Origin of the sequence: Mesorhizobium sp. M00.F.Ca.ET.216.01.1.1 (assembly GCF_004010325.2) — a bacterium.
GTDB lineage: Bacteria > Pseudomonadota > Alphaproteobacteria > Rhizobiales > Rhizobiaceae > Mesorhizobium.
Genome location: NZ_SADR02000019.1, coordinates 53,415 through 71,563, shown reverse-complemented (window position 1 = coordinate 71,563; position 18,149 = coordinate 53,415). Strand labels below are relative to the sequence as shown.

Here is an 18,149-nt window from a genome sequence, read left to right as displayed (position 1 = left end):
CTGGCTGGCGCCCGACACTGGCTGGCGCCCGACACTTACGGAAAGCCGTATATTCCGGAACAAAGGAGTCTCGCCGATGACCACCACCGTCACCGCCGCCGCCGTCTCGAAAAACTTCGGCGCCTATCAGGATGCCGCGGTCCGCGACCCGGTCATCATCACCAAGAACGGCCGCCCGCGCACCGTGCTGCTGGCTTACGAGGATTTTGTCCGGCTGTCGAAGCGCGACCGGCGGGTCGGGCTGACAGCAGAGCTCGGCGCGGACGAAATCGCTGCGGTCGAAGCCTCCGAAATGGAGCCGGGTCTCGACCATCTCAACGACGAGCTCTCTCGGTCAAAACCCTCCGGCGCAAAAAGCCTGACGGCAAAAAATGCTGCCGGCTGAAATCAAGGTCGGCCACGTCTTCCGTTATTCCTATCTCTAGCTTGGCACCGCGAGGGCCGCGAGGAAGGCGACAAGGACCGGCCCTGCCTGGTGTTGGCGCTGGTCGCCGTGCAGGAGGACGGCTCGCCGGTCGTCCGGGTCCTGCCGATCACCCATACGCCGCCGTCCGATCCCGATGATGCCATAGAGATCCCGGCTGCGGTCAAGCTGCGCTTGCGGCTTGACGGTGAGCGGTCGTGGATCGTTTTGACGGAAAGCAACCGGTTCGCCTGGCCGGGCCCGATATCCGGCCGGTGGAGACGCAGAGCGGCTATTACGGGCCGCTGCCGCCGGCGTCGTTTGCCGCGGTCAAGCGCCGGTTTGTCGCCATCGCGACAGGCCAGGCGCACACGAGCACGTCGCGCACGGCGTGTGGCGTCAGGGCAGGGGCAGTCTCCATCAAGGCGTCTTTACGGCGGGGTGCCGTCATTCGTAGTGACGCGAAGCTGCGCGTTAAGCTCAAGCGGCACTTAGGGGTAGATCGGTGAGGCTAAAGTCTCTCGCTTGCGTCGCCACTAAGCCGGGGCCAGCGTCACTGATGAGCGCACCCATCGCGGCGAGGTGCTCGGTGAGGCCGTCAACGAACCGCCTGACCTTCAAGGGAATGAAGCGGTTCGACGGATAGACCGCATGCACGTGATGCGGTGCGTAGTGCCAATCTGGTAGCACATACTCGAGCCGCTCTTGGGCGACGAGCGGGTCGAGTATCACCTTGTGCCCGAGGCCGATACCGAGGCCAGACAGCAGTGCCTGGTGATTTAGCAGCGAAGTGTTGGAGCGCATGGTCGGCCGGATCCGCACCTCGGCCTTTTCGCCGCCTGGGCCGGTGAGCGGCACAATGTCCCGCGTCGTGATGTGGGCGTAATGTAGGTAGTCATGGTCGGAAAGATCCTCTGGCCGCCGCGGCCGGCCCCTCCGGTCGAGATAGTCCGGCGTTGCCGCCAGGCGTCGCTCCATCACACCGAGCTTGCGCACGATCAGCCGGTCATCATCAATGGTCCCCATTCGGATCACTACGTCGAGCCTCTCTGCGATTACGTCGACGAAACTGTCGGTCAGCGCCACGTCTAGTATCAGTTCCGGATAGGCGCGCTTGAACTCGATGAGGTAGTTGCCGAGCACACCGGCCCCGAAGCTGGCCGGCGCGCCGACCGCAAGACGTCCGCACATCTTTGATTCGAGACAACCGACGCTGCGGTCCGCCTCATCGAGGCGCTCGACGATGTCACGGGCACGCTCCAGATAGCGTCGACCGGCTTCCGTCGGAGAAACATACCGGGTCGTACGGTCAAAGAGCCGGACGCCGAGGCGCTTTTCCAATGCGCGGATCTGCTGGCTGATGGCCGGCTGGCTCAAGCCCAGCTCTCGTGCCGCTGCCGAGAAGCTGCCGGTTTCGGAGGCACGTATGAAGCTGGTCAGCTCCGTCAGGCGGTCCATGATGGCAACTCCCTGTCGTGATTAATAAGCAAGAGTAATAGCCGATATAAGAAACCGGCAAGTTCAAAAAGCTGAACCTATGAAGTAGACCCGTCTCGCTCTGCCCCGGAGCTCTATGATCCCAACCGGAGATGATGCCATGACGTTTTCCCGCCGTCATTTTCTCGCCAGTGCCGGCCTGGCCGGCGGTGCCCTTCTAGCTGGCGCCTCCGTTCCGGCACTGGCCCGCGCGCCGCTGGCCCACGCCCCTACCCTTGGCGCGCTGCGCCGCAAGGTGGGTTCGATCGAGGTCACGGCGCTGCTGGACGGCTATATCGACATTAAATCGGAGCTTTTCATCGGGCTCGTCGACGCCGAGGCGGGGCGTCTGGCGGAGGCCAGCTTTGACAAGCCCGGACCGCGGCGCACGCCCGTCAATGCCTATCTCGTCAATCTCGGCGACCGGCTGGTGCTCATCGACGCCGGTATGTCGGATGGCAGCGGTCCGGCGCTCGGCCGTCTTCCCGCGGCTTTGCAGGCTGCCGGCGTTGCTCCCGACCAGGTCGACACCTTGCTGATCACCCACATGCATCCCGACCATATCAACGGCGTGCTGACCTCCGCCGGCGAGGCGCTGTTTCCCAATGCCGAGCTCGTCGTCACCGCCACCGACTACGCCTTCTGGCACGACGACGCGAACATGAACCAGGCGCCGGACGAGGCAAAGCCGTTCTTTATCGGGGCACGCCGGGCTGCCGCCGCTTATGCGGACCGCCTGCGGCAAGTGGACGGCGAGCGCGAGGCGGTCGGCTCGATCCGCACAGTGCCGTTGCCCGGCCACACGCCGGGCCATGCCGGCTTCATCGTCGAATCGGACGGCGAGGCGCTGTTCATCTGGGGCGATGTCGTGCATATGGCGACCTATCAGTTCGCCCGCCCGGACTGGAGCATTGCATTCGATGTCGATTCCGAACTGGCCGCCGAAACGCGCAAGCGGACGCTCGACCGGGTCGCTGCCGACCGGATGCTGATCGCCGGGATGCATTTGCCATTCCCCGGTTTCGGACATGTCGCGCGCGATGGCCAAGCCTATCGCTTCGTGCCGGCCGAATGGGTCTATGAACTGTAGTGGTAGAACTCAGTGCGTGACGTGACGCGTCGGCATCCGCATCATAAAGTTCGGGCGTTCGACATGCGATGAGCAGAGATAGCCAGATCGGGCGAGACTTCATACAGCTCTTCTTAATGCCGGTGCATTCAGCAGGGCTGTAGCGGCGCTCTGAGGTCTTGGCGTCCGGCTCTCCGCAAATCTTGATAAATTGCGCATAATCAACGTCTGCGCCGAACACTCCTTCACCCGCGTTCAGATAGGTGGGAGCACCCGGCCATGCGCAGCTGGTCAGGTTTGCGCAACCTGGTCGGATGGGTCGAGTTCGACGGCAAGCCTGGCAATGACAATCAGCCGTCGTCACCGACGGCGCCGCGCCTGCTTCCACACGGCGCGGCCCGCAGACGGGCCAGGGTCATTCATGAAAGGGGGGGAGAGGGCGCCTCTGCTCCCCTGCAAGCAGAAAATCGGTTTCCCCGTCCTTCCTCAGCACGGCCAGGGCCGCGCTCCGTGCAGGATCGACGCGGATCGGCGCCGACCCTCGGCTTCGCCTTCGGGCGGTGATCGGCAGTGAAGGCTATGCCGTCGAGGAGCCCGTTGCCTTATCTTGACAGTCTGCACCGACTCCCAGTGTCCTGCTGACGTCGATGCAACAGGACTGACGGAGGCGTTATCCAGGCCGGCCGCAGCGCTCCCACATAGCTGGCGGAGGCCGGCCTGGACAGCGCTGGGCAAGTTGAACTCCTTCGTTGATGCGGGCTCCCCGGATGGGGGGCCGGGGGAAGGTTGAACAACTTGTCCGTTGTTAGACTAGATGACACTTGTAGATTGGGTAGATTGGACACATGGCGCTCAAACGGATGGACAACGTAGGAATCGTCGTCGATGACCTCGGAGAGACGATTGATTTCTTTCGCGAGCTCGGCCTCGAGCTCGAAGGGCGGGCCACGATCGAAGGAGAATGGGCTGGACGTGTCACTGGACTGGGCGATCAGCGCGTCGAGATTGCCATGATGCGCACGCCGGACGGCCACGGCCGGCTCGAGCTCTCCCGCTTCCTCACGCCGCCTGCCGTCGCGGATCACCGCAATGCCCCGGTGAACGCTCTAGGCTACCTCCGCGTCATGTTCGCCGTGGACGACATCGACGAGACGCTTGAAAGGCTCCGCAAGCGCGGCGCGCAGCTCGTAGGCGAAGTAGTGCAGTTTAAAGACGCGTATCGGCTCTGCTACATCCGCGGGCCTGAAGGGCTTCTCATCGGACTCGCCCAAGAACTCAGCTGAGCGCAATACGAAGACAATGAGGAAGAGCGTCCATTGTCAGCGAGCGCGTCTCACAAAGGGTGGACAATGTAACGCCGGTTTCGAGCATCACCATTCAGGAGCGCCGATCAGCGGACGGCCTCGACACCCATGTTCCGATGATCCTCCGGGACGGGCACTTTACGATCCTGATCTGGATCGTTTCTTCCGTGACCTCCCACTCAACGGCGTTCGCTCCCGCCATTCGCTTCGTGCCTATGGCTATGACGTCCTTGTCTGGTTCGCTTCCTTTCGCACCGCCTTCACTGCGCAAATATTTCAGATAAGGGCTGGACTGTCAGGATATGTGGCCGAGCTCACTGCATCGTTTCTATGTGCCGACCTAGGCGTGGCGCATGATCCGCGCGACAACACAGCCGCCTATCTGGCGAGCTGGCTCGCTGTCCTTAAAAATGACAAGAGGGCCATCATCACGGCCGGTGCGAAACCGCAGGCCGCTGCTGAGTATCTCACCGCCCCTCCGGCCGCCGACAGGAAGCCCCAAGTCTTGCAGAGGCAAGCAGGTTAACCAGAGCGGCCACGACGAGGGCCTAGGTGGGCTTAGCTTCGCAGACATGGAGTCGCGATGTGGCCAATTTCCGATACGGATTCCGCCTATAAAATAGGCAAAAAAATACAATGCAGAGGGAATCATCGTTTCCGCTTGACATATATCAAAAATGAATGAGATGGTCATAATCATACAAAATATGCATTTAGGTGGTCATGGAAACTCGAGATCTCCAGACCTTTCTTGCGGTTGCTGCCAGCGGTAGCATTACCAAGGCCGCCGATATGCTCGGGCGTTCCCAGCCTGCGGTGACACGCACCATTCAGGATCTCGAGGCCGAGCTCGGCTTCGAATTGCTGCACCGGGTCGGTCGACGGGTGCAGTTGTCTGAAGAGGGCGTCGCCTTCGAGGAGGAAGCGCGGCGCTTGCTGATGTCTTTCACCGAACTTGCAGCGCGGGCCAAGACGATCGCCGCCGGCAAGGGGCGGATCCTGCAGATCGTCACAACCTCTGCGATCGGGACTGGCTTGATCCCGACGGCCATGGCCGAGCTCCAGGGTGCCGAACTTCCGCACGAGACGCATCTCGGGCAGTTTCTCCCCTCGATCGTCGCCCAGGAAGTGCGCTGCGGGCGGGCCGAGATCGGGTTTTCAAGCCTGCCGCTCGATACGCCCGGTCTGGATGTCTTGCGGCTCTATTCGGCGCCGGATGTTGTTGCCGTCCGCGAGGACGATGCGCTGGCTGAACGCGATGTCGTGCCGCTTTCGACCTTTGCCGGTCGTCGCCTCGTCACGATGCTCAATCCGCTGCGTTTTCAGTTGCACATCGCCCGGGCACTGGCGGCCCGCGGCATCGAGACCGGCCCGGTGATCCGGACCAATATTTCCTACGGCGCGTTGCAGATCGTGCGTCAGACAGGTGTCGCGGCAATCATCGACCCCGTCACGGCCTATGGCCTGAGCCTGCCTGGCGTCGTCATTCGCCCGATCGATGTGACCGTCCCGTTCTATTGGGGCGTTCTGGCTGCCGAAAAACAGCCACTTCGCCCGGTCGCGCAGGCGTTGATGGATGCAGTCGAAGCGGTGGCGGAGCGGTCGATCGCCGGTTTCAGGAGACTCGATCCGGGCTTGGCCGGCCAATTGGTGACCGGTCCTGCATCGGGCACAAATCACGGAACTGGGATATGAAGCATACCCCCACCCCGCCAGTGTCGACGGGCCTTGCTGCGCTCGAAGCACAGCTTGCGCAGGATCTCGACTTTCTTGAGCTGCCCGCCAAGCCTTGGGTCCCCGAGCGTTCGTACGATGGCGTGCCGGTTCGTGACGTCGTCGTCATCGGTGCCGGCATGTGCGGAGTTGCGGCCACGGCAAAGCTCGTGCTGACCGGGATCACCAACGTCGTCGCCTACGATGCGGCTCCGGCCGGGCTCGAAGGACCATGGGTAACGTTTGCCCGCATGCAAACGCTTCGGTCACCGAAGACCCTGCACGGTCCGTCGCTCGGCCTGCCGCAGCTGACGTTCCGCGCCTGGTTTACCGCGCAGTGGGGCGTTGAGGCCTGGCAGTCGCTGGACAAGATTCCCAGGGGCCAGTGGATGGATTACCTGGTCTGGTACCGCAAAATTCTCGCTCTGCCGGTGCGCAACAGCGTGCGCATGACCGGCATTGCGCCCGCCGGTGATCTGATTGCGATCGATATCGAGGGCGCCGAAACGGGCCGGGTTCTAACCCGTCGTCTGGTTCTGGCCACAGGTCGGTCCGGTCTCGGCGGTTTTGCCGTGCCCGAGTTCCTCAAGGGTATCGATGGCACCTATTGGGCTCATTCTGCCGACGACATCGATTTCGACGCGCTGAAAGGCAAGCGCGTTGCGGTGATCGGCGCAGGCGCCTCGTCCATGGACAATGCCGCAACGGCACTTGAGGCGGGCGCTGGCGCTGTCGACATGTTGATCCGGCGCAAGGAAATGCCTCGCATCAACAAGCTGACCGGCATCGGCAGCCAGGGTGTTGTACTCGGCATGCATCACTTGCCCGATGCCTGGAAGTGGAAATTCTTCGACTACACTGCCTCGACCCAGACGCCGCCGCCGCGTTCATCGACGCTTCGGGTGTCTCGCCACGCAAATGCCCGGTTCTTTCTCGACTGCGGCATAGTCGCGGTAAAGGAAGATGCGGCAGGCCTGCTGATTGAAACCACGCAAGGGCCGATGCGCTACGACTTCCTGATCGCGGCAACCGGCTTTTCAAACGACTTCGAAGGCCGCCCGGAGTTTGCAGCGCTCGCTCCACATATCCGCAGTTGGTCTGATGGTCGGTATACGCCAGAAATGGGGCCGGCTCGTAAGGGCATGTCGGAGGCACCCGATCTCGGTCCTGCCTTCGAGTTCCAGGAACGTGTCCCCGGTTCCTGCCCGATGCTGGCGCATATCCACTGCTTCAACGACGCCGCCATGCTGACCCACGGCAAGGTCTCCGGCGATATCCCGGCAGTCAGTGCCGGTGCTGACCGTCTGGTCCGCGGCATTGCTGCATCGCTGTTTGCCGAAGACGTCGAAACCCACTTCGCCAATCTGGTGGCTTACGACACCCCCGAACTCCAGGGCGACGAATGGGTCGATTCAACACCCTTGCTACAGAAGGAGACCGCGTTGTGATCGACGCCATGGACAAGGCTGCCGGTCTTTCACCGGACGATGCTCTTTTCAGCGCACGGCGGTTTCGGCCGGAATTCGTGCAGGGGGCGGAGGAATGTCTCCTCTCTGTATTGCTGCCGGCAAACGATCACGGGCTCGCGGCAAGTTTGCGGGTTGCTCTGGCCCGTCGCATGGCCGCCCTGAATGCCGACCAGGCCCTGATGGTCGAATACAATGCACAGCTGGCTGACCTTGATCCGACGGAGCAGCTTCTGGCCCTGGCCCAGGGAGCAACGGATCTGGACGAACCGTTGGCGACCATCGCCCGTCATGTCGATCTGATCACGCTGACGCCGAACAAGGCAGAGGCGAGCGATATCACCCGGCTTGCGCAGGCCGGACTGAACAATCCGCAGATCGTCGCACTCTCCGAATTGATTGCCTTCGTCAACTTCCAGACGCGGGTGGCGACCGGCTTGCGATTGATGAGGTCGGCATGATTTCCTCGGTTCGCCTGAAGCCGCTGACCTGGCATCCGCACATCGCACCGGTCGAGCTTTCCGAGGCCACGACCGAACAGCTCGATGCGATGAAGGTCACGCCATCTGCCAAGAAGGTTTCGGAATATGTGCGCACGCTTGTACATGATCCCGAGAGCTATGTTGCCCGCACCGTGTTGTTCAATGCGATCATGTATGTCGAAGGCGGGCTTGCCCGTCCCGATCGCGAGCTTGGCGCATTGGGCGCCTCGATCGTCAATGGCTGCAAATTCTGTGCCGTTGTTCACGCCCGCCGGCATGCAGAGCTGACCAACAGCGATGATTTGGTCACCGCACTTTATCTCGACAAACCCGAAGCGCTCGGGCCACGCGATGCGGCAATCTACAGCCTTGCCCGTCGCCTATCAGCGGCGCCATCGCAGGCGACGGCGGACGATATCGCCTCGCTACGATCCGTCGGCATGGATGACATCGAGATCATCGACCTGATCCACGCCATCTCGATCTTCGGCTGGGCAAACCGGCTGATGCACGTTCTCGGCCATGCCGAGAGCGGGTGATGACGTTGCATACCGTCAAGGCACCCGTCTCACACCCGAAAGGACACCAACCAGATGCTTGAACTCAAAGATTTAAAGCTGTCCTACGGAAGCGCACAGATCCTGAACGGCGTCAATCTCTCGGTGAAACGCGGTGACGTGGTCTCGATCATCGGCCCGAGTGGCACTGGCAAGACCACGCTGCTGAGGTGCATCAACTACCTGGCTAAGCCGGCATCTGGAACTATCACGTTTGATCAGATTCGGATGGATTACCGGCGTGCAGACAAGACCGCGGTCCAGGCGATCCGGCTCCGGACCGCCATGGTCTTTCAGCAATTCAACGTCTTCAAGAACATGACGGTCATTCAGAACGTGATGGATCCACTTGTGGTGGTGCAGCGCAAGTCCAAGGACGAGGCGCGTGAAATCGCTCTGCAAGAGCTTGAACGAGTCGGCCTCTCCGCGAAGCGAGACAGCTACCCGTCGCAGCTCTCAGGCGGCCAGCTCCAGCGCACCGGCATCGCACGTGCGTTGGCGGTTCGACCGGATATGATGCTCTTCGACGAACCCACCTCATCGCTGGATCCTGAACTCGTTGGTGAAGTTTTGAAGGTGATCAAAGATGTCACCTCGTCAGGAATTACTTCGCTCCTTGTGACCCACGAGATGCAATTTGCAAAGAACATCTCAAACCGAGTCGTCTTCATGGATCGGGGCGTCGTCGCTGCCGACGGCAGCCCGACTGAAATCTTCGATTCGCCTTCCAGCCCGCGCCTTGCCCAATTCCTCAATTCTGAACGCACACTCCAGTAGAAAGGATACCTGAGAAATGTCTTCAATCAGATCAACTTTGCGCCGTCGGTTCGGCATCGCCGTCGTTGGCGGCATCGCAATTGCCCTTGCAACCGCAGTCGGATCCTATGGTCAGGACACGACCGTCCGGACCATCAAGATTGCGACAGCGGCAGAATCCAAGCCGCTGTCGTGGGGCGCGATCGGCACTGAACCGCAAGGATATGAGCCCGACGTCCTGAGAGCGATCAACGCAAAGCTGCCCCAGTACAAGTTCGAAATGGAAGGCGCCGCGGATATTGCGCAGGAGACCGGCCTCGCCACCGGGAAATACGACATGGCGTCCGGTGGCTACTACAGGGCGCCCGCACGCGAAAAGCAGTTCCTCATTCCGGACAACCCCTTGGGTGCCAGTCTGATGAAGATCTATAGCCGCAAGGATAGCAACATCAACGGAATGAAAGATCTGGTCGGCAAGCAGATCGTGCCCGTCACGGCCGGCGGCGGTGTCTACAAGTTTGTCACCAAGTGGCAGCAAGAGAACCCAGGCTACAAGATCGACATCACCGCATCGAGCGCCGGTGTCCCGTACCCGGATCGCCTGAAGGAAGTCCAGAACGGCAAGTACGACGCGCTGGTTCTGCCGTCGAATCTGGGTGAGCAGACCGTCATCGACAATCAGAAACTCGACATCAAGGCGAGCGAGCCGGTCTCCATCAACAACACCTACCTGTTGATTCACAAGTCGGATGAAAACAAGGCCCTGGTTGACGACGTGAACAGGGTGCTCAAAGAGCTGAGGGACGACGGTACGTTGAGCAAGCTCTCGCAGAAGTGGTTCGGCGAGGACGTCACGACCTACATGAAGTAGCGAAAGCTGACCCTAAACGAGTCGTTGTATGGTCAACGTCAAGGCTGAAAGTGCAAGAAGGAGTGTTTCGAAGTGGATCTTAATACAATGATTCCCGAGCTACTCTCGGCCTTGCCGCTGACGCTCGCGATTATGTTTGTGGCCCTCATCGTCGGCTTCTGCCTGGCTTTGATCGCGACGACATTCCGGGTTCGCAGGGTACCAGTGATCAGTCAATTGGCCGATCTCTACGTATCCTATGCCCGCAGTGTTCCCGTCGTGCTCCAGTTGTTCGTCGCGTTCTACGGGCTTCCCTTGCTGGTAAGCCTGTTCGGCGTCGAAGATTTCCTCTCGGCTACGATAGCTGCGATGGTGGGATTGAGCCTCTATCACGGAGGATATCTGTCAGAGGTCATGCGGCCGGCATACCTGGCCGTCGATCGTGGCCAGCATGATGCGGCGGACAGTCTGGGATATACCTTTCGACAGAAGGTCACGCGCATCGTGGGCCCACAGGCCGTGTACATCGCATTGCCGGGCTACGGAAACTCTATCATCTACCTGATCCACAATGTTGCGCTGGTCATGTACATCGGGGCCGCGGACGTGATGGCAACGGCGCATTTGGTCATGGAGCGAGACTATAACCAGTACCAGTTCGAAACCTATGTCGTGCTGGCGGTGATCTATTCGTTGCTGTGTCTGATTGCGTGGCTCATCGTGCGCTTCTTCGAGCTTCGCTCCTCGAAGTTCGCACCGAAAGCGGCGGCGCCAGCTAAGATCACGATCATGGCGAGCGTCTGATCGAAGAGAGGGTCATCATCCTATGTTTGATATCGATGTTTTGCTCCCGGACCTGTGGAGCATCCTGGGCGCGGTGCCCGTGACGCTCGCTATGGCGCTCACGATCTTCGTCTTCGCGACGATCATCGGCAGCCTGTTTGCGCTCATTGAACATAGACGGGTACCCGTACTGCGAGAACTCGTAGTGGCGTACAAGGTCGCCTTCAAAGGCGTCCCAATGGTGGTCGTGATCTTCCTCGCATATTACGGTCTCCCCCCGGCACTCCAGTTCCTGGCGTCACTGGTTGGGGTAAAGTTCAACGCCCACGCAACCCCTAACTGGGTCATCCTCATCGTTGCGTTGACCGCTTGTGTGGCTGCGTTCCAAGCGGAGATTGTAAAGGGAGCCCTGAACTCCTTTGACACCGGCCAAGCAGATGCGGCCCACTCGTTAGGTTACAAAAGCAGCCAGCTGTTCCGGCGGATCCTGCTTCCTCAGGTGATCGTCGCGGCGATTCCGGACCTCGCCAACTCGTTCATGGTTATCATGAAGGCGCTTTCTCTTGGGTTTGCAATTGAGGTTGTCGATATCTTTGCGCAGGCCCAGTTGACCGCTGCGCTGAACTTCTACTACCTCGAAGCCTTTGTGATTGCCGTGGTGATCTACATGGTGATTGCCTATATCGTCACACATATCGCCGACAGGACGGAGCGAGCCCTTAGGGTACGGACCTAAGGGTAGCCTCGTAGCAACTGTCTAGAACACGTTCAGGCGTCTCAGATTCGGAGTGGGATTCGCGGCTGGGCTGAGGCGTGCGAGTCTTTGTCGCGGAGCGGCGGAAGATGAGGATGGCACGGGCTTACAGTCAGGATTTGCGGATCAGACGCGATCCAGGAACTCAAGCACTCGGATGGTGAGTAGCGCGGTCGCATCCGCGTCATACGACGGGAGCGAACTGTCGGCGAAGTAGTGCTGATCGCCGGAGTACAGGAAAAGCTCCGCGTCCTCGACCTTCTCCACGATCTCGCGGGCGGCGTCGATGTCGCCCTCGCCGACAAAGATCGGGTCGTTTTCCATGCCGTGAATCTGGACCGCGACGCCGTCTGGCCAGGGTCCGAAGGCCCACTCGCCACTGATCGGCAGGCAAGAGTAGAAGAGCAGGGCTCCGCGGGCTCCGGGCCGTGTCTGTGCCAGCTTCTGCGCCGGCAGCACACCGAACGAGAACCCGGCATAGACGAGCTCGGGAGGCAGTTCGTCGGCGACGCGGACGCCGCGCTCCCGCATGTCGTCGAATCCGATCTCACCGATGTAGGCGAGACCCTCATCGATGCTCTGGAACGTGCGTCCGTCGAACAGGTCAGGCGTGTGCACGATGTGATCGGTGGCTCGCAAGTCGTCGGCGAACGCGCGCACACCCGGGGTCAGCCCCTGTGCGTGGTGGAACAACAAGACCTCGGCCATACGGAGCCTCCGGGTGGGATGGTCGGGCGCACGTTCGGGCACCCTACCGCGTCATCGCCTTGCCGGGAAGTGTGCGGACACGTTACAGAAGTAACGTCGGCGACCCCGAACATCGACGATCAGACCGTGAACCGGAAGGTGGGACAGAACAGCGCTTACGAAGATTCGACTGCATAAGCTGGCTCATCGCAGTTTGCTCAGATCCACCGGACGATTGTTGATGATCGCTTCCATCGAAAAGAAGCCCGTCACCGTCGCAAGGTCGAAGTTCGTGATCAGCTTCTGATAGAACGCATCGTAGCCGGACATGCCTTTCGTCACGACCTTGATCAGATAGTCCCACTCCCCGCCGATCCGATAGAAATCGATCACCTCCGGCAGCCGTTCGACATGAGCACGGAAGCCTTCACTCCATTCCTTGGAATGGTGGCGAGTGCGGATCATCACGAAGACGGTCAGGTCGAGCCCCAGCGCTTGGAGATCGATATCGCTGTGCGATCCGCGTATCAGACCGAGAAAGTGGAGGCGCTGGAGCCGCCGCCAGCAAGCATTTTGAGAGAGACCGACCTTCTCCGCCAGATCACGCTGCGAGAGGTTCGCGTCGATCTGCATGGCCGTCAGAATCTTCATATCAAATGCGTCAATTTTCTTTAGTTCACCGTTCATTTGACACGTCTTTTGCAGAAATTCGCAGAAAATAGGTGAATTTTTTGACCGTGGAGCAGGTTACGATCTGTGTCAATATCCGAGCCAAGGAGAATGACCGTGGACGCTGCTCGCCTAGCGGTAAGACAGACCGAAACCCCGCTTTCCCAGTTCCGCCAGAGTCTGAAAAAGGCCGGCGTGACTGGAGACCTTCGAGCTGGGCTCGTCGGGTCGACCGCGAAAATAGTTGGGCCGTACGGGAAAAAAGACCTGGTTTACGCCGACTATGTCGCATCCGGCCGCGCACTCCACCAGATCGAGCGCTTCGTTCTGGAGGAGGTGCTCCCCTACTACGCCAACAGTCACACGGAAGCCTCCTACTGCGGAGGATTCATGACCCGGATGCGGCGGGAGGCACGCGAACTGATCGGTGGGTTCTGCGGGGCCACCGAACGGCATGCCGTGATCTTCACCGGCTCCGGCGCGACGTCGGGGATAAACCGGCTCGTTAAGCTCTTCGGCGTCGCTGAAGCCGCCGCCGCGGGCAAGGGCGCTCGGATCATTATCGGCCCCTACGAGCATCACTCCAACATTTTGCCCTGGCGGGAAAGCGGAGCAGAGATTGTTGAAATCGCCGAGCATCCGTCCGGCGGGCCTGACCTGTCCCTTCTCAAAGATGCGCTCCGCGACGGATCGCCAGATCTGACGATATGCACGCTGTCTGCTGCATCGAACATCACGGGTATCACCAGCGATGTCGCGACGATCACCACGATTGTGAAGGCTGCCGGTGCAAAGATGATCTGGGACTATGCGGGCGCGGGCCCCTATGTGCCGATTTCCATGTCGCCCGCCCCCGATGCAGAGATCGACGCCATCGTTGTTTCGCCTCACAAGTTCATCGGCGGTCCCGGTGCCTCCGGGATCTTGATCCTTCGTCGCGACGGACTTTCGACAAAAAAACCGTCATGGCCAGGTGGCGGGACGGTGAAGTTCGTGTCGCCGCAGACACACGATTACAGCGATAGTCTTGAGGCCCGCGAGGAAGCCGGCACGCCGAACGTGGTCGGCGACATACGAGCCGCGCTGGCGTTCATGGTCAAGGATGCGATCGGGCTTGATGCGATGGTAACGCGCAATCGCGAGCTTGCGCAGCGTGCATTCCGCGCTTGGAAAGACGTGCCGCACCTGGAGCTCCTCGGTCTATCCGACCCTGACCGGCTGCCGTTTTTTTCCTTCCGGGTGAAAAACGGAAAGGGCGGCTACGTCCACCAGCAGTTGATCACGCGCATGCTGAGCGACCGATTCGGTATCCAGGCTCGCGGTGGCTGCGCCTGTGCCGGGCCATACGTCCACCGACTGCTGTCGATCGATGACCAGCAGTCCGAGGAGATCAGGCAAGCCATTCTCTCCGGAGACGAAATCAAAAAACCCGGGTTCATCCGGCTGAATTTCAGCGTCCTGCTACCCGACGAGAAGGTACAGTTCATTCTCGATTCAGTGGCGCAGATTGCGGCCGATGCAACGACCTTCGAACCCGACTACGACGTCGATCCGAGCCGGGCGATATTCTTTCCGCGAGCCGCAGCCAAAGATGCCACAGCCTATGCAAAAGCCTGAAGTCGCTGGGTTCTACGATGCTCGCACGGGCAGCATCCAGTATGTCGTTGCATGCCCAAATACGCGTAAATGCGCCATCATCGACCCGGTGCTCGATTTTGACGAGAAGTCTGGCTCGACAACAACGACAAATGCGGACGTCATCCTCCACTATGTCAACAGCCACGATCTGAAGCTCGAGTGGATTCTGGATACCCATCCGCATGCAGATCACTTTTCGGCCGCACGTTACCTCAAGTCACACACCGGCGTGCCGACAGCGATCGGCGAGCATGTGAAGGAAGTGCAGCAGATCTGGCAACAGATCTATAACTGCCCGGATCTCGCGTGCAACGGCTCACAATGGGATCGGCTGTTTTGCGACGGCGAGACGTTCAACATTGGCGAGTTAGAAGCCCGCGTCATGCACTCGCCAGGACACACATTGGCGTCGATCAGCTATGTCATCGGCGATGCAGCGTTCATTCACGACACACTTTTCATGCCCGACAGCGGCTCCGCCCGCGCAGATTTTCCAGGCGGAAGTGCAGCCAACCTGTGGCAGTCGATTCAGGACATTTTGAGCCTGCCCGACCAGACCCGCCTCTTCACCGGGCATGACTATATGCCGGGAGGGCGCCAGGCTCTGTGGGAAAGTTCGGTGGCGGAGCAGAAAGAAAATAACCCGCATGTCGCCGGCCAATCACAGAGCGACTTCATCAGACTTCGAGAGGCCCGCGACAGGACATTGCCGATGCCAAAGCTCATTTTGCATGCCCTGCAAGTCAATATCCGCGGAGGGGAACTGCCTCAGGTCGAGGAAAATGGCCGCCGTTATCTGAAGATCCCGCTCGACGCGCTGCCAGGATCGGTCTGGGGTTCGTAACGAAGTGGATGGTTCTCTCCCAGCAGTTCCTGCTCGCGATCGGTTCAGGATCACTGTCTGGACATTAGGGGCCGAAGCGCTCGCATCGCCCCATCCGCTACAATGACTCAGCCAGGACCGTCATCCGTCCCGCCTTGATGCGGGGCCAAGCGGACGGGCGTCTCGACTCGATCTGTCCGCAGCTGCAGACCGGTTTCAGCGTTCCCGGCCGTCGGCCCGAATCGGCGGACGCAAGGTTGGGCCGATGTGATTTCAAGCATCGGCGGCGAGGTGCAGGCGACTGGGCGAATGTCACCGCCTATTTCTTGAAGGTGCGAAGGCTATCCTCTCTGCTCGCCAAGTGGAGGGCAAGTAGGGAGGTGATTGCACTCGATGCGAGCATCTACAATACTGACGTTAAACGCGCAACTTCGCGTGGCGAGGCGTTCACACCTCAACCTTACCAGCCGCCCAATGGCCAGGGACGACACGACAATGTCGAGGGCGCAAGCCTGAAGACCGTGGCTCATTTCTGCGTGGGTTTCAACGTCCGGCTTCGCGGCAATCCCGCTGCCCGCGCCGGACGGCCCGCGGGAGGTTTTTGGCGCTGCGCCTTTCCCTTCCCATTTGTGCGGCGCCGCCCATTGCTGCTGGCAGGCGAAAGCCATGTGAGGTATGTCATAGTTTCGTATTGAGGAGAAAAGGTACCATCGTTCCGTTTCGACATAAGGGAGGAAAGCAGTGCCTAATCCCCAACGCGATGTCCGTGGTTATCTGGTCAGCTATGGCGGGCTCTTGGGAACCCGAGTTGAACTGTTTGAGGCCGACGGCGAATGGTTCGTGCACGTGGTCGAAGATGACGAAGAGCGCACCTACTCCTTCGCACTGAAATCTTTCGCCCTAGCCTTCGCGGAGGGCCAGAGGATGCGCATAAAGCCTCCTTCGATCGTGCGGCTGGAGCGCAACTCATCTCTCCTGTTCGGACATGCCCGGATCACGCCGGTGAACGATCGCTTTTAGGACCGCCTCATAGACACGCCCCCAGGTTTCCTCAGCCGGCGACCGCGCGCCGCGGGTTAGGCCGGCGCATCTATCCTCAATCCTCCGATAGAGCTGTATCCGCATTTTAACTAATGTAGGGCATCGTTAGTAGCGTCCTACAAACGCTCGGGGAGAGTGGAATGGCTGACCTTATTGAGGAGGATGAACTTCCCAAAGCCAGCCTATTTAAACGCTGGCAGGCAATTGCTCGGGCGACAATCCTATTCGTCCCGCCGATCATTTCGATAGGGTGTGCCATCACGGTCGGTTATTTCACGTATATGATTGCCAACAAAAAGCCGCCCTCAACGTGCTCGACGGCACCGTGATCGGCAAGAACATGCAGCGACACCGCCATCAGGAGTTCATCCGCTTCCTCAACGCCATCGACGCGCAAGTGCCGGCCGGCAAGGCCGTCCACGTCATCCTCGACAACTACGCCGCTCACAAGCACCCCAAAGTGCGTGCCTGGCTCGATCGCCATCAGCGCTTCACCTTCCACTTCACGCCGACCTCGTGCTCGTGGCTCAACGCGGTCGAAGGCTTCTTCGCCAAATTGTCGAAGCGTCGTCTCAAGCGAGGCGTCTTCCACTCCGTCGTCGACCTTCAGGCGGCAATCAACCGCTTCCTCGTCGAGCACAACCAGAAACTCAAACCTTTTCTAGATAGTGGCTGAGCACTCTAAGCGCCCCAGACAACCGCCTGCTCATGGCGCTTGATGAGGTGCTTGAGATTGTCGAAGCTCTGGCGGATGTGCCGGGCGAAAGCATCTACGGCGGGCGCACGCGGCGTATCGGCAAGCCTGAGCAGACCGAGCGCCCGCTCAGGATGCGGAATGGCCACCGGAAGCGCCGTAATCGACTTCTCCTTGCGAAATGCGAAGACGACGCTATGTGGCAGCACGGTCAGCGCGTCGGTTTCCTTCATGTAGTTGATGGCGCTGGTCAGCGAGCCGCCGGAATAGCGGATTTTTATCTCCGTGGCGCCGAGCGACAGCAGCAAGCTGCGCAGATCCTCGAGCAGCGGGCTGCCGGGCGGCGGCGCTATCCAGGGATAGTCGAGCAGGTCGCCGGTCTTCAACTTGCGCCGCAGCAGCAACGGATGCGTTGCGCGACAGGCGACGACATTGCGGCCGGGCAGGATCTCGCGGAATTCCATGCCCGACCCTTCTTCCAAGATGTCGATCGGACACACGGCAAGATCGATGCGGTCGGCGTTGATCGCGGCGCGCAAATCCGAGAGATAGCCGTAGCTCTGGTCGACACGCACATCCGGATAGGCGTTCTGGAAATCGGCGATCATGCCGGAGATCAGCGCATCCATGAAGAATGGCGTGCCGCCGACCCGCACCACGCCCGATCGTCCCTGGCTGAAATTGGCGACGATATCCGAAGCCTTGCGCGATGCCGCCAGCATGACCTGGCCATGATCGGCGAGCGCCCGGCCGAGCGGCGTCGGCTGCAACGGCCGGCGGCCTTTGAGGAACAGCGGCTCGCCCAGCCGCTTCTCCAGCATCGACAAAGTGCGCGAGACGGCCGGCTGCGACAGGCCGATCAACGCCGCGCCCTCGGTGACCCCACCGGCCTGGACCACCGCCGCGAGCTGAATTAGATGCCTTTCGTCAAGCTTCATAACGATATGATATGTTAATCTGAGGAGAAATCATCATCTTCCTGCA

General features: G+C 60.3%; 19 protein-coding genes and 3 pseudogenes. 18 read left to right on the top strand and 4 right to left on the bottom strand.

The window, feature by feature from the left end; translation table 11 throughout:
* Positions 1-76 precede the first annotated feature (76 nt).
* Positions 77-385 carry a type II toxin-antitoxin system Phd/YefM family antitoxin gene (locus EN859_RS23225; protein ID WP_127855045.1) on the top strand — a complete coding sequence of 103 codons (309 nt, stop codon included), beginning with the start codon at positions 77-79 and terminating at the stop codon, positions 383-385.
* Positions 372-792 (top strand): annotated as a pseudogene (locus EN859_RS39530) (plasmid maintenance toxin (PemK-like)); the annotation flags it as partial. The gene EN859_RS23225 and the pseudogene EN859_RS39530, both read left to right, overlap by 14 nt.
* 91 nt (positions 793-883) lie before the next feature.
* Here EN859_RS39530 and EN859_RS23215 read toward each other — a convergent pair.
* Positions 884-1,861, bottom strand: coding sequence for a LysR family transcriptional regulator (locus EN859_RS23215; RefSeq protein WP_245525667.1), 978 nt, complete (start codon positions 1,859-1,861; stop codon positions 884-886).
* Between the two features lie 139 nt (positions 1,862-2,000).
* Here EN859_RS23215 and EN859_RS23210 point away from each other — a divergent pair, with 139 nt between their 5' ends.
* From EN859_RS23210 to EN859_RS23160, 11 genes and pseudogenes are all read left to right on the top strand, one after another.
* A complete protein-coding gene (locus tag EN859_RS23210; protein WP_127855046.1) occupies positions 2,001-2,969 on the top strand; it encodes an MBL fold metallo-hydrolase in 969 nt (322 codons plus the stop codon).
* A gap of 824 nt (positions 2,970-3,793) precedes the next feature.
* Entirely contained in the window at positions 3,794-4,231 is a 438-nt protein-coding gene (locus EN859_RS23205; protein ID WP_127855047.1) for a VOC family protein, read from the top strand.
* 325 nt (positions 4,232-4,556) lie between these two features.
* Positions 4,557-4,778, top strand: a pseudogene (locus EN859_RS23200) (zincin-like metallopeptidase domain-containing protein); the annotation flags it as partial.
* A gap of 197 nt (positions 4,779-4,975) precedes the next feature.
* Entirely contained in the window at positions 4,976-5,947 is a 972-nt protein-coding gene (locus EN859_RS23195) for a LysR family transcriptional regulator (RefSeq protein WP_127855048.1), read from the top strand.
* Positions 5,944-7,413, top strand: a complete 1,470-nt coding sequence (locus tag EN859_RS23190) for an NAD(P)/FAD-dependent oxidoreductase (protein ID WP_127855049.1) — start codon at positions 5,944-5,946, stop codon at positions 7,411-7,413. The genes EN859_RS23195 and EN859_RS23190 overlap by 4 nt, the downstream gene beginning before the upstream one ends.
* Complete coding sequence (locus EN859_RS23185; RefSeq protein ID WP_127855050.1) at positions 7,410-7,892, top strand: hypothetical protein; 483 nt, start codon at positions 7,410-7,412, stop codon at positions 7,890-7,892. The genes EN859_RS23190 and EN859_RS23185 overlap by 4 nt, the downstream gene beginning before the upstream one ends.
* Entirely contained in the window at positions 7,889-8,452 is a 564-nt protein-coding gene (locus EN859_RS23180) for a peroxidase-related enzyme (protein ID WP_127855051.1), read from the top strand. Before EN859_RS23185 ends, EN859_RS23180 begins: the two co-directional genes overlap by 4 nt.
* A gap of 54 nt (positions 8,453-8,506) precedes the next feature.
* Positions 8,507-9,247 (top strand): amino acid ABC transporter ATP-binding protein, encoded by a 741-nt coding sequence (locus EN859_RS23175; RefSeq protein ID WP_127855052.1) that lies wholly within the window; start codon positions 8,507-8,509, stop codon positions 9,245-9,247.
* A gap of 16 nt (positions 9,248-9,263) precedes the next feature.
* Entirely contained in the window at positions 9,264-10,097 is an 834-nt protein-coding gene (locus EN859_RS23170) for an amino acid ABC transporter substrate-binding protein (RefSeq protein ID WP_127855053.1), read from the top strand.
* Positions 10,098-10,169: 72 nt separating this feature from the next.
* Positions 10,170-10,880, top strand: coding sequence for an amino acid ABC transporter permease (locus tag EN859_RS23165; protein WP_127855054.1), 711 nt, complete (start codon positions 10,170-10,172; stop codon positions 10,878-10,880).
* Positions 10,881-10,902: 22 nt separating this feature from the next.
* A complete protein-coding gene (locus tag EN859_RS23160) occupies positions 10,903-11,595 on the top strand; it encodes an amino acid ABC transporter permease (protein ID WP_127855055.1) in 693 nt (230 codons plus the stop codon).
* A gap of 144 nt (positions 11,596-11,739) precedes the next feature.
* On the opposite strand, the gene EN859_RS23155 is transcribed toward EN859_RS23160, so the two are convergent.
* Positions 11,740-12,321, bottom strand: a complete 582-nt coding sequence (locus tag EN859_RS23155; RefSeq protein WP_127855056.1) for a dienelactone hydrolase family protein — start codon at positions 12,319-12,321, stop codon at positions 11,740-11,742.
* A gap of 183 nt (positions 12,322-12,504) precedes the next feature.
* Positions 12,505-12,987 (bottom strand): Lrp/AsnC family transcriptional regulator, encoded by a 483-nt coding sequence (locus EN859_RS23150; protein ID WP_127855057.1) that lies wholly within the window; start codon positions 12,985-12,987, stop codon positions 12,505-12,507.
* A 93-nt stretch (positions 12,988-13,080) separates the two neighbouring features.
* Here EN859_RS23150 and EN859_RS23145 point away from each other — a divergent pair, with 93 nt between their 5' ends.
* The 5 genes and pseudogenes from EN859_RS23145 to EN859_RS23130 form a co-directional block, all read left to right on the top strand.
* Entirely contained in the window at positions 13,081-14,586 is a 1,506-nt protein-coding gene (locus tag EN859_RS23145) for an aminotransferase class V-fold PLP-dependent enzyme (RefSeq protein WP_127855058.1), read from the top strand.
* Complete coding sequence (locus EN859_RS23140; RefSeq protein WP_127855059.1) at positions 14,573-15,451, top strand: MBL fold metallo-hydrolase; 879 nt, start codon at positions 14,573-14,575, stop codon at positions 15,449-15,451. Before EN859_RS23145 ends, EN859_RS23140 begins: the two co-directional genes overlap by 14 nt.
* 720 nt (positions 15,452-16,171) lie before the next feature.
* On the top strand, positions 16,172-16,450 hold the full coding sequence (locus tag EN859_RS23135) for a hypothetical protein (RefSeq protein ID WP_127855060.1): 279 nt from the start codon (positions 16,172-16,174) through the stop codon (positions 16,448-16,450).
* 161 nt (positions 16,451-16,611) lie between these two features.
* On the top strand, positions 16,612-16,800 hold the full coding sequence (locus tag EN859_RS38270; protein ID WP_189502185.1) for a hypothetical protein: 189 nt from the start codon (positions 16,612-16,614) through the stop codon (positions 16,798-16,800).
* Positions 16,770-17,135: pseudogene (locus EN859_RS23130) on the top strand (IS630 family transposase); the annotation flags it as partial. The gene EN859_RS38270 and the pseudogene EN859_RS23130, both read left to right, overlap by 31 nt.
* A gap of 17 nt (positions 17,136-17,152) precedes the next feature.
* Here the strand turns inward: EN859_RS23130 and EN859_RS23125 are convergent.
* Positions 17,153-18,103, bottom strand: coding sequence for a LysR family transcriptional regulator (locus EN859_RS23125; RefSeq protein WP_127855061.1), 951 nt, complete (start codon positions 18,101-18,103; stop codon positions 17,153-17,155).
* Positions 18,104-18,149: the final 46 nt, after the last annotated feature.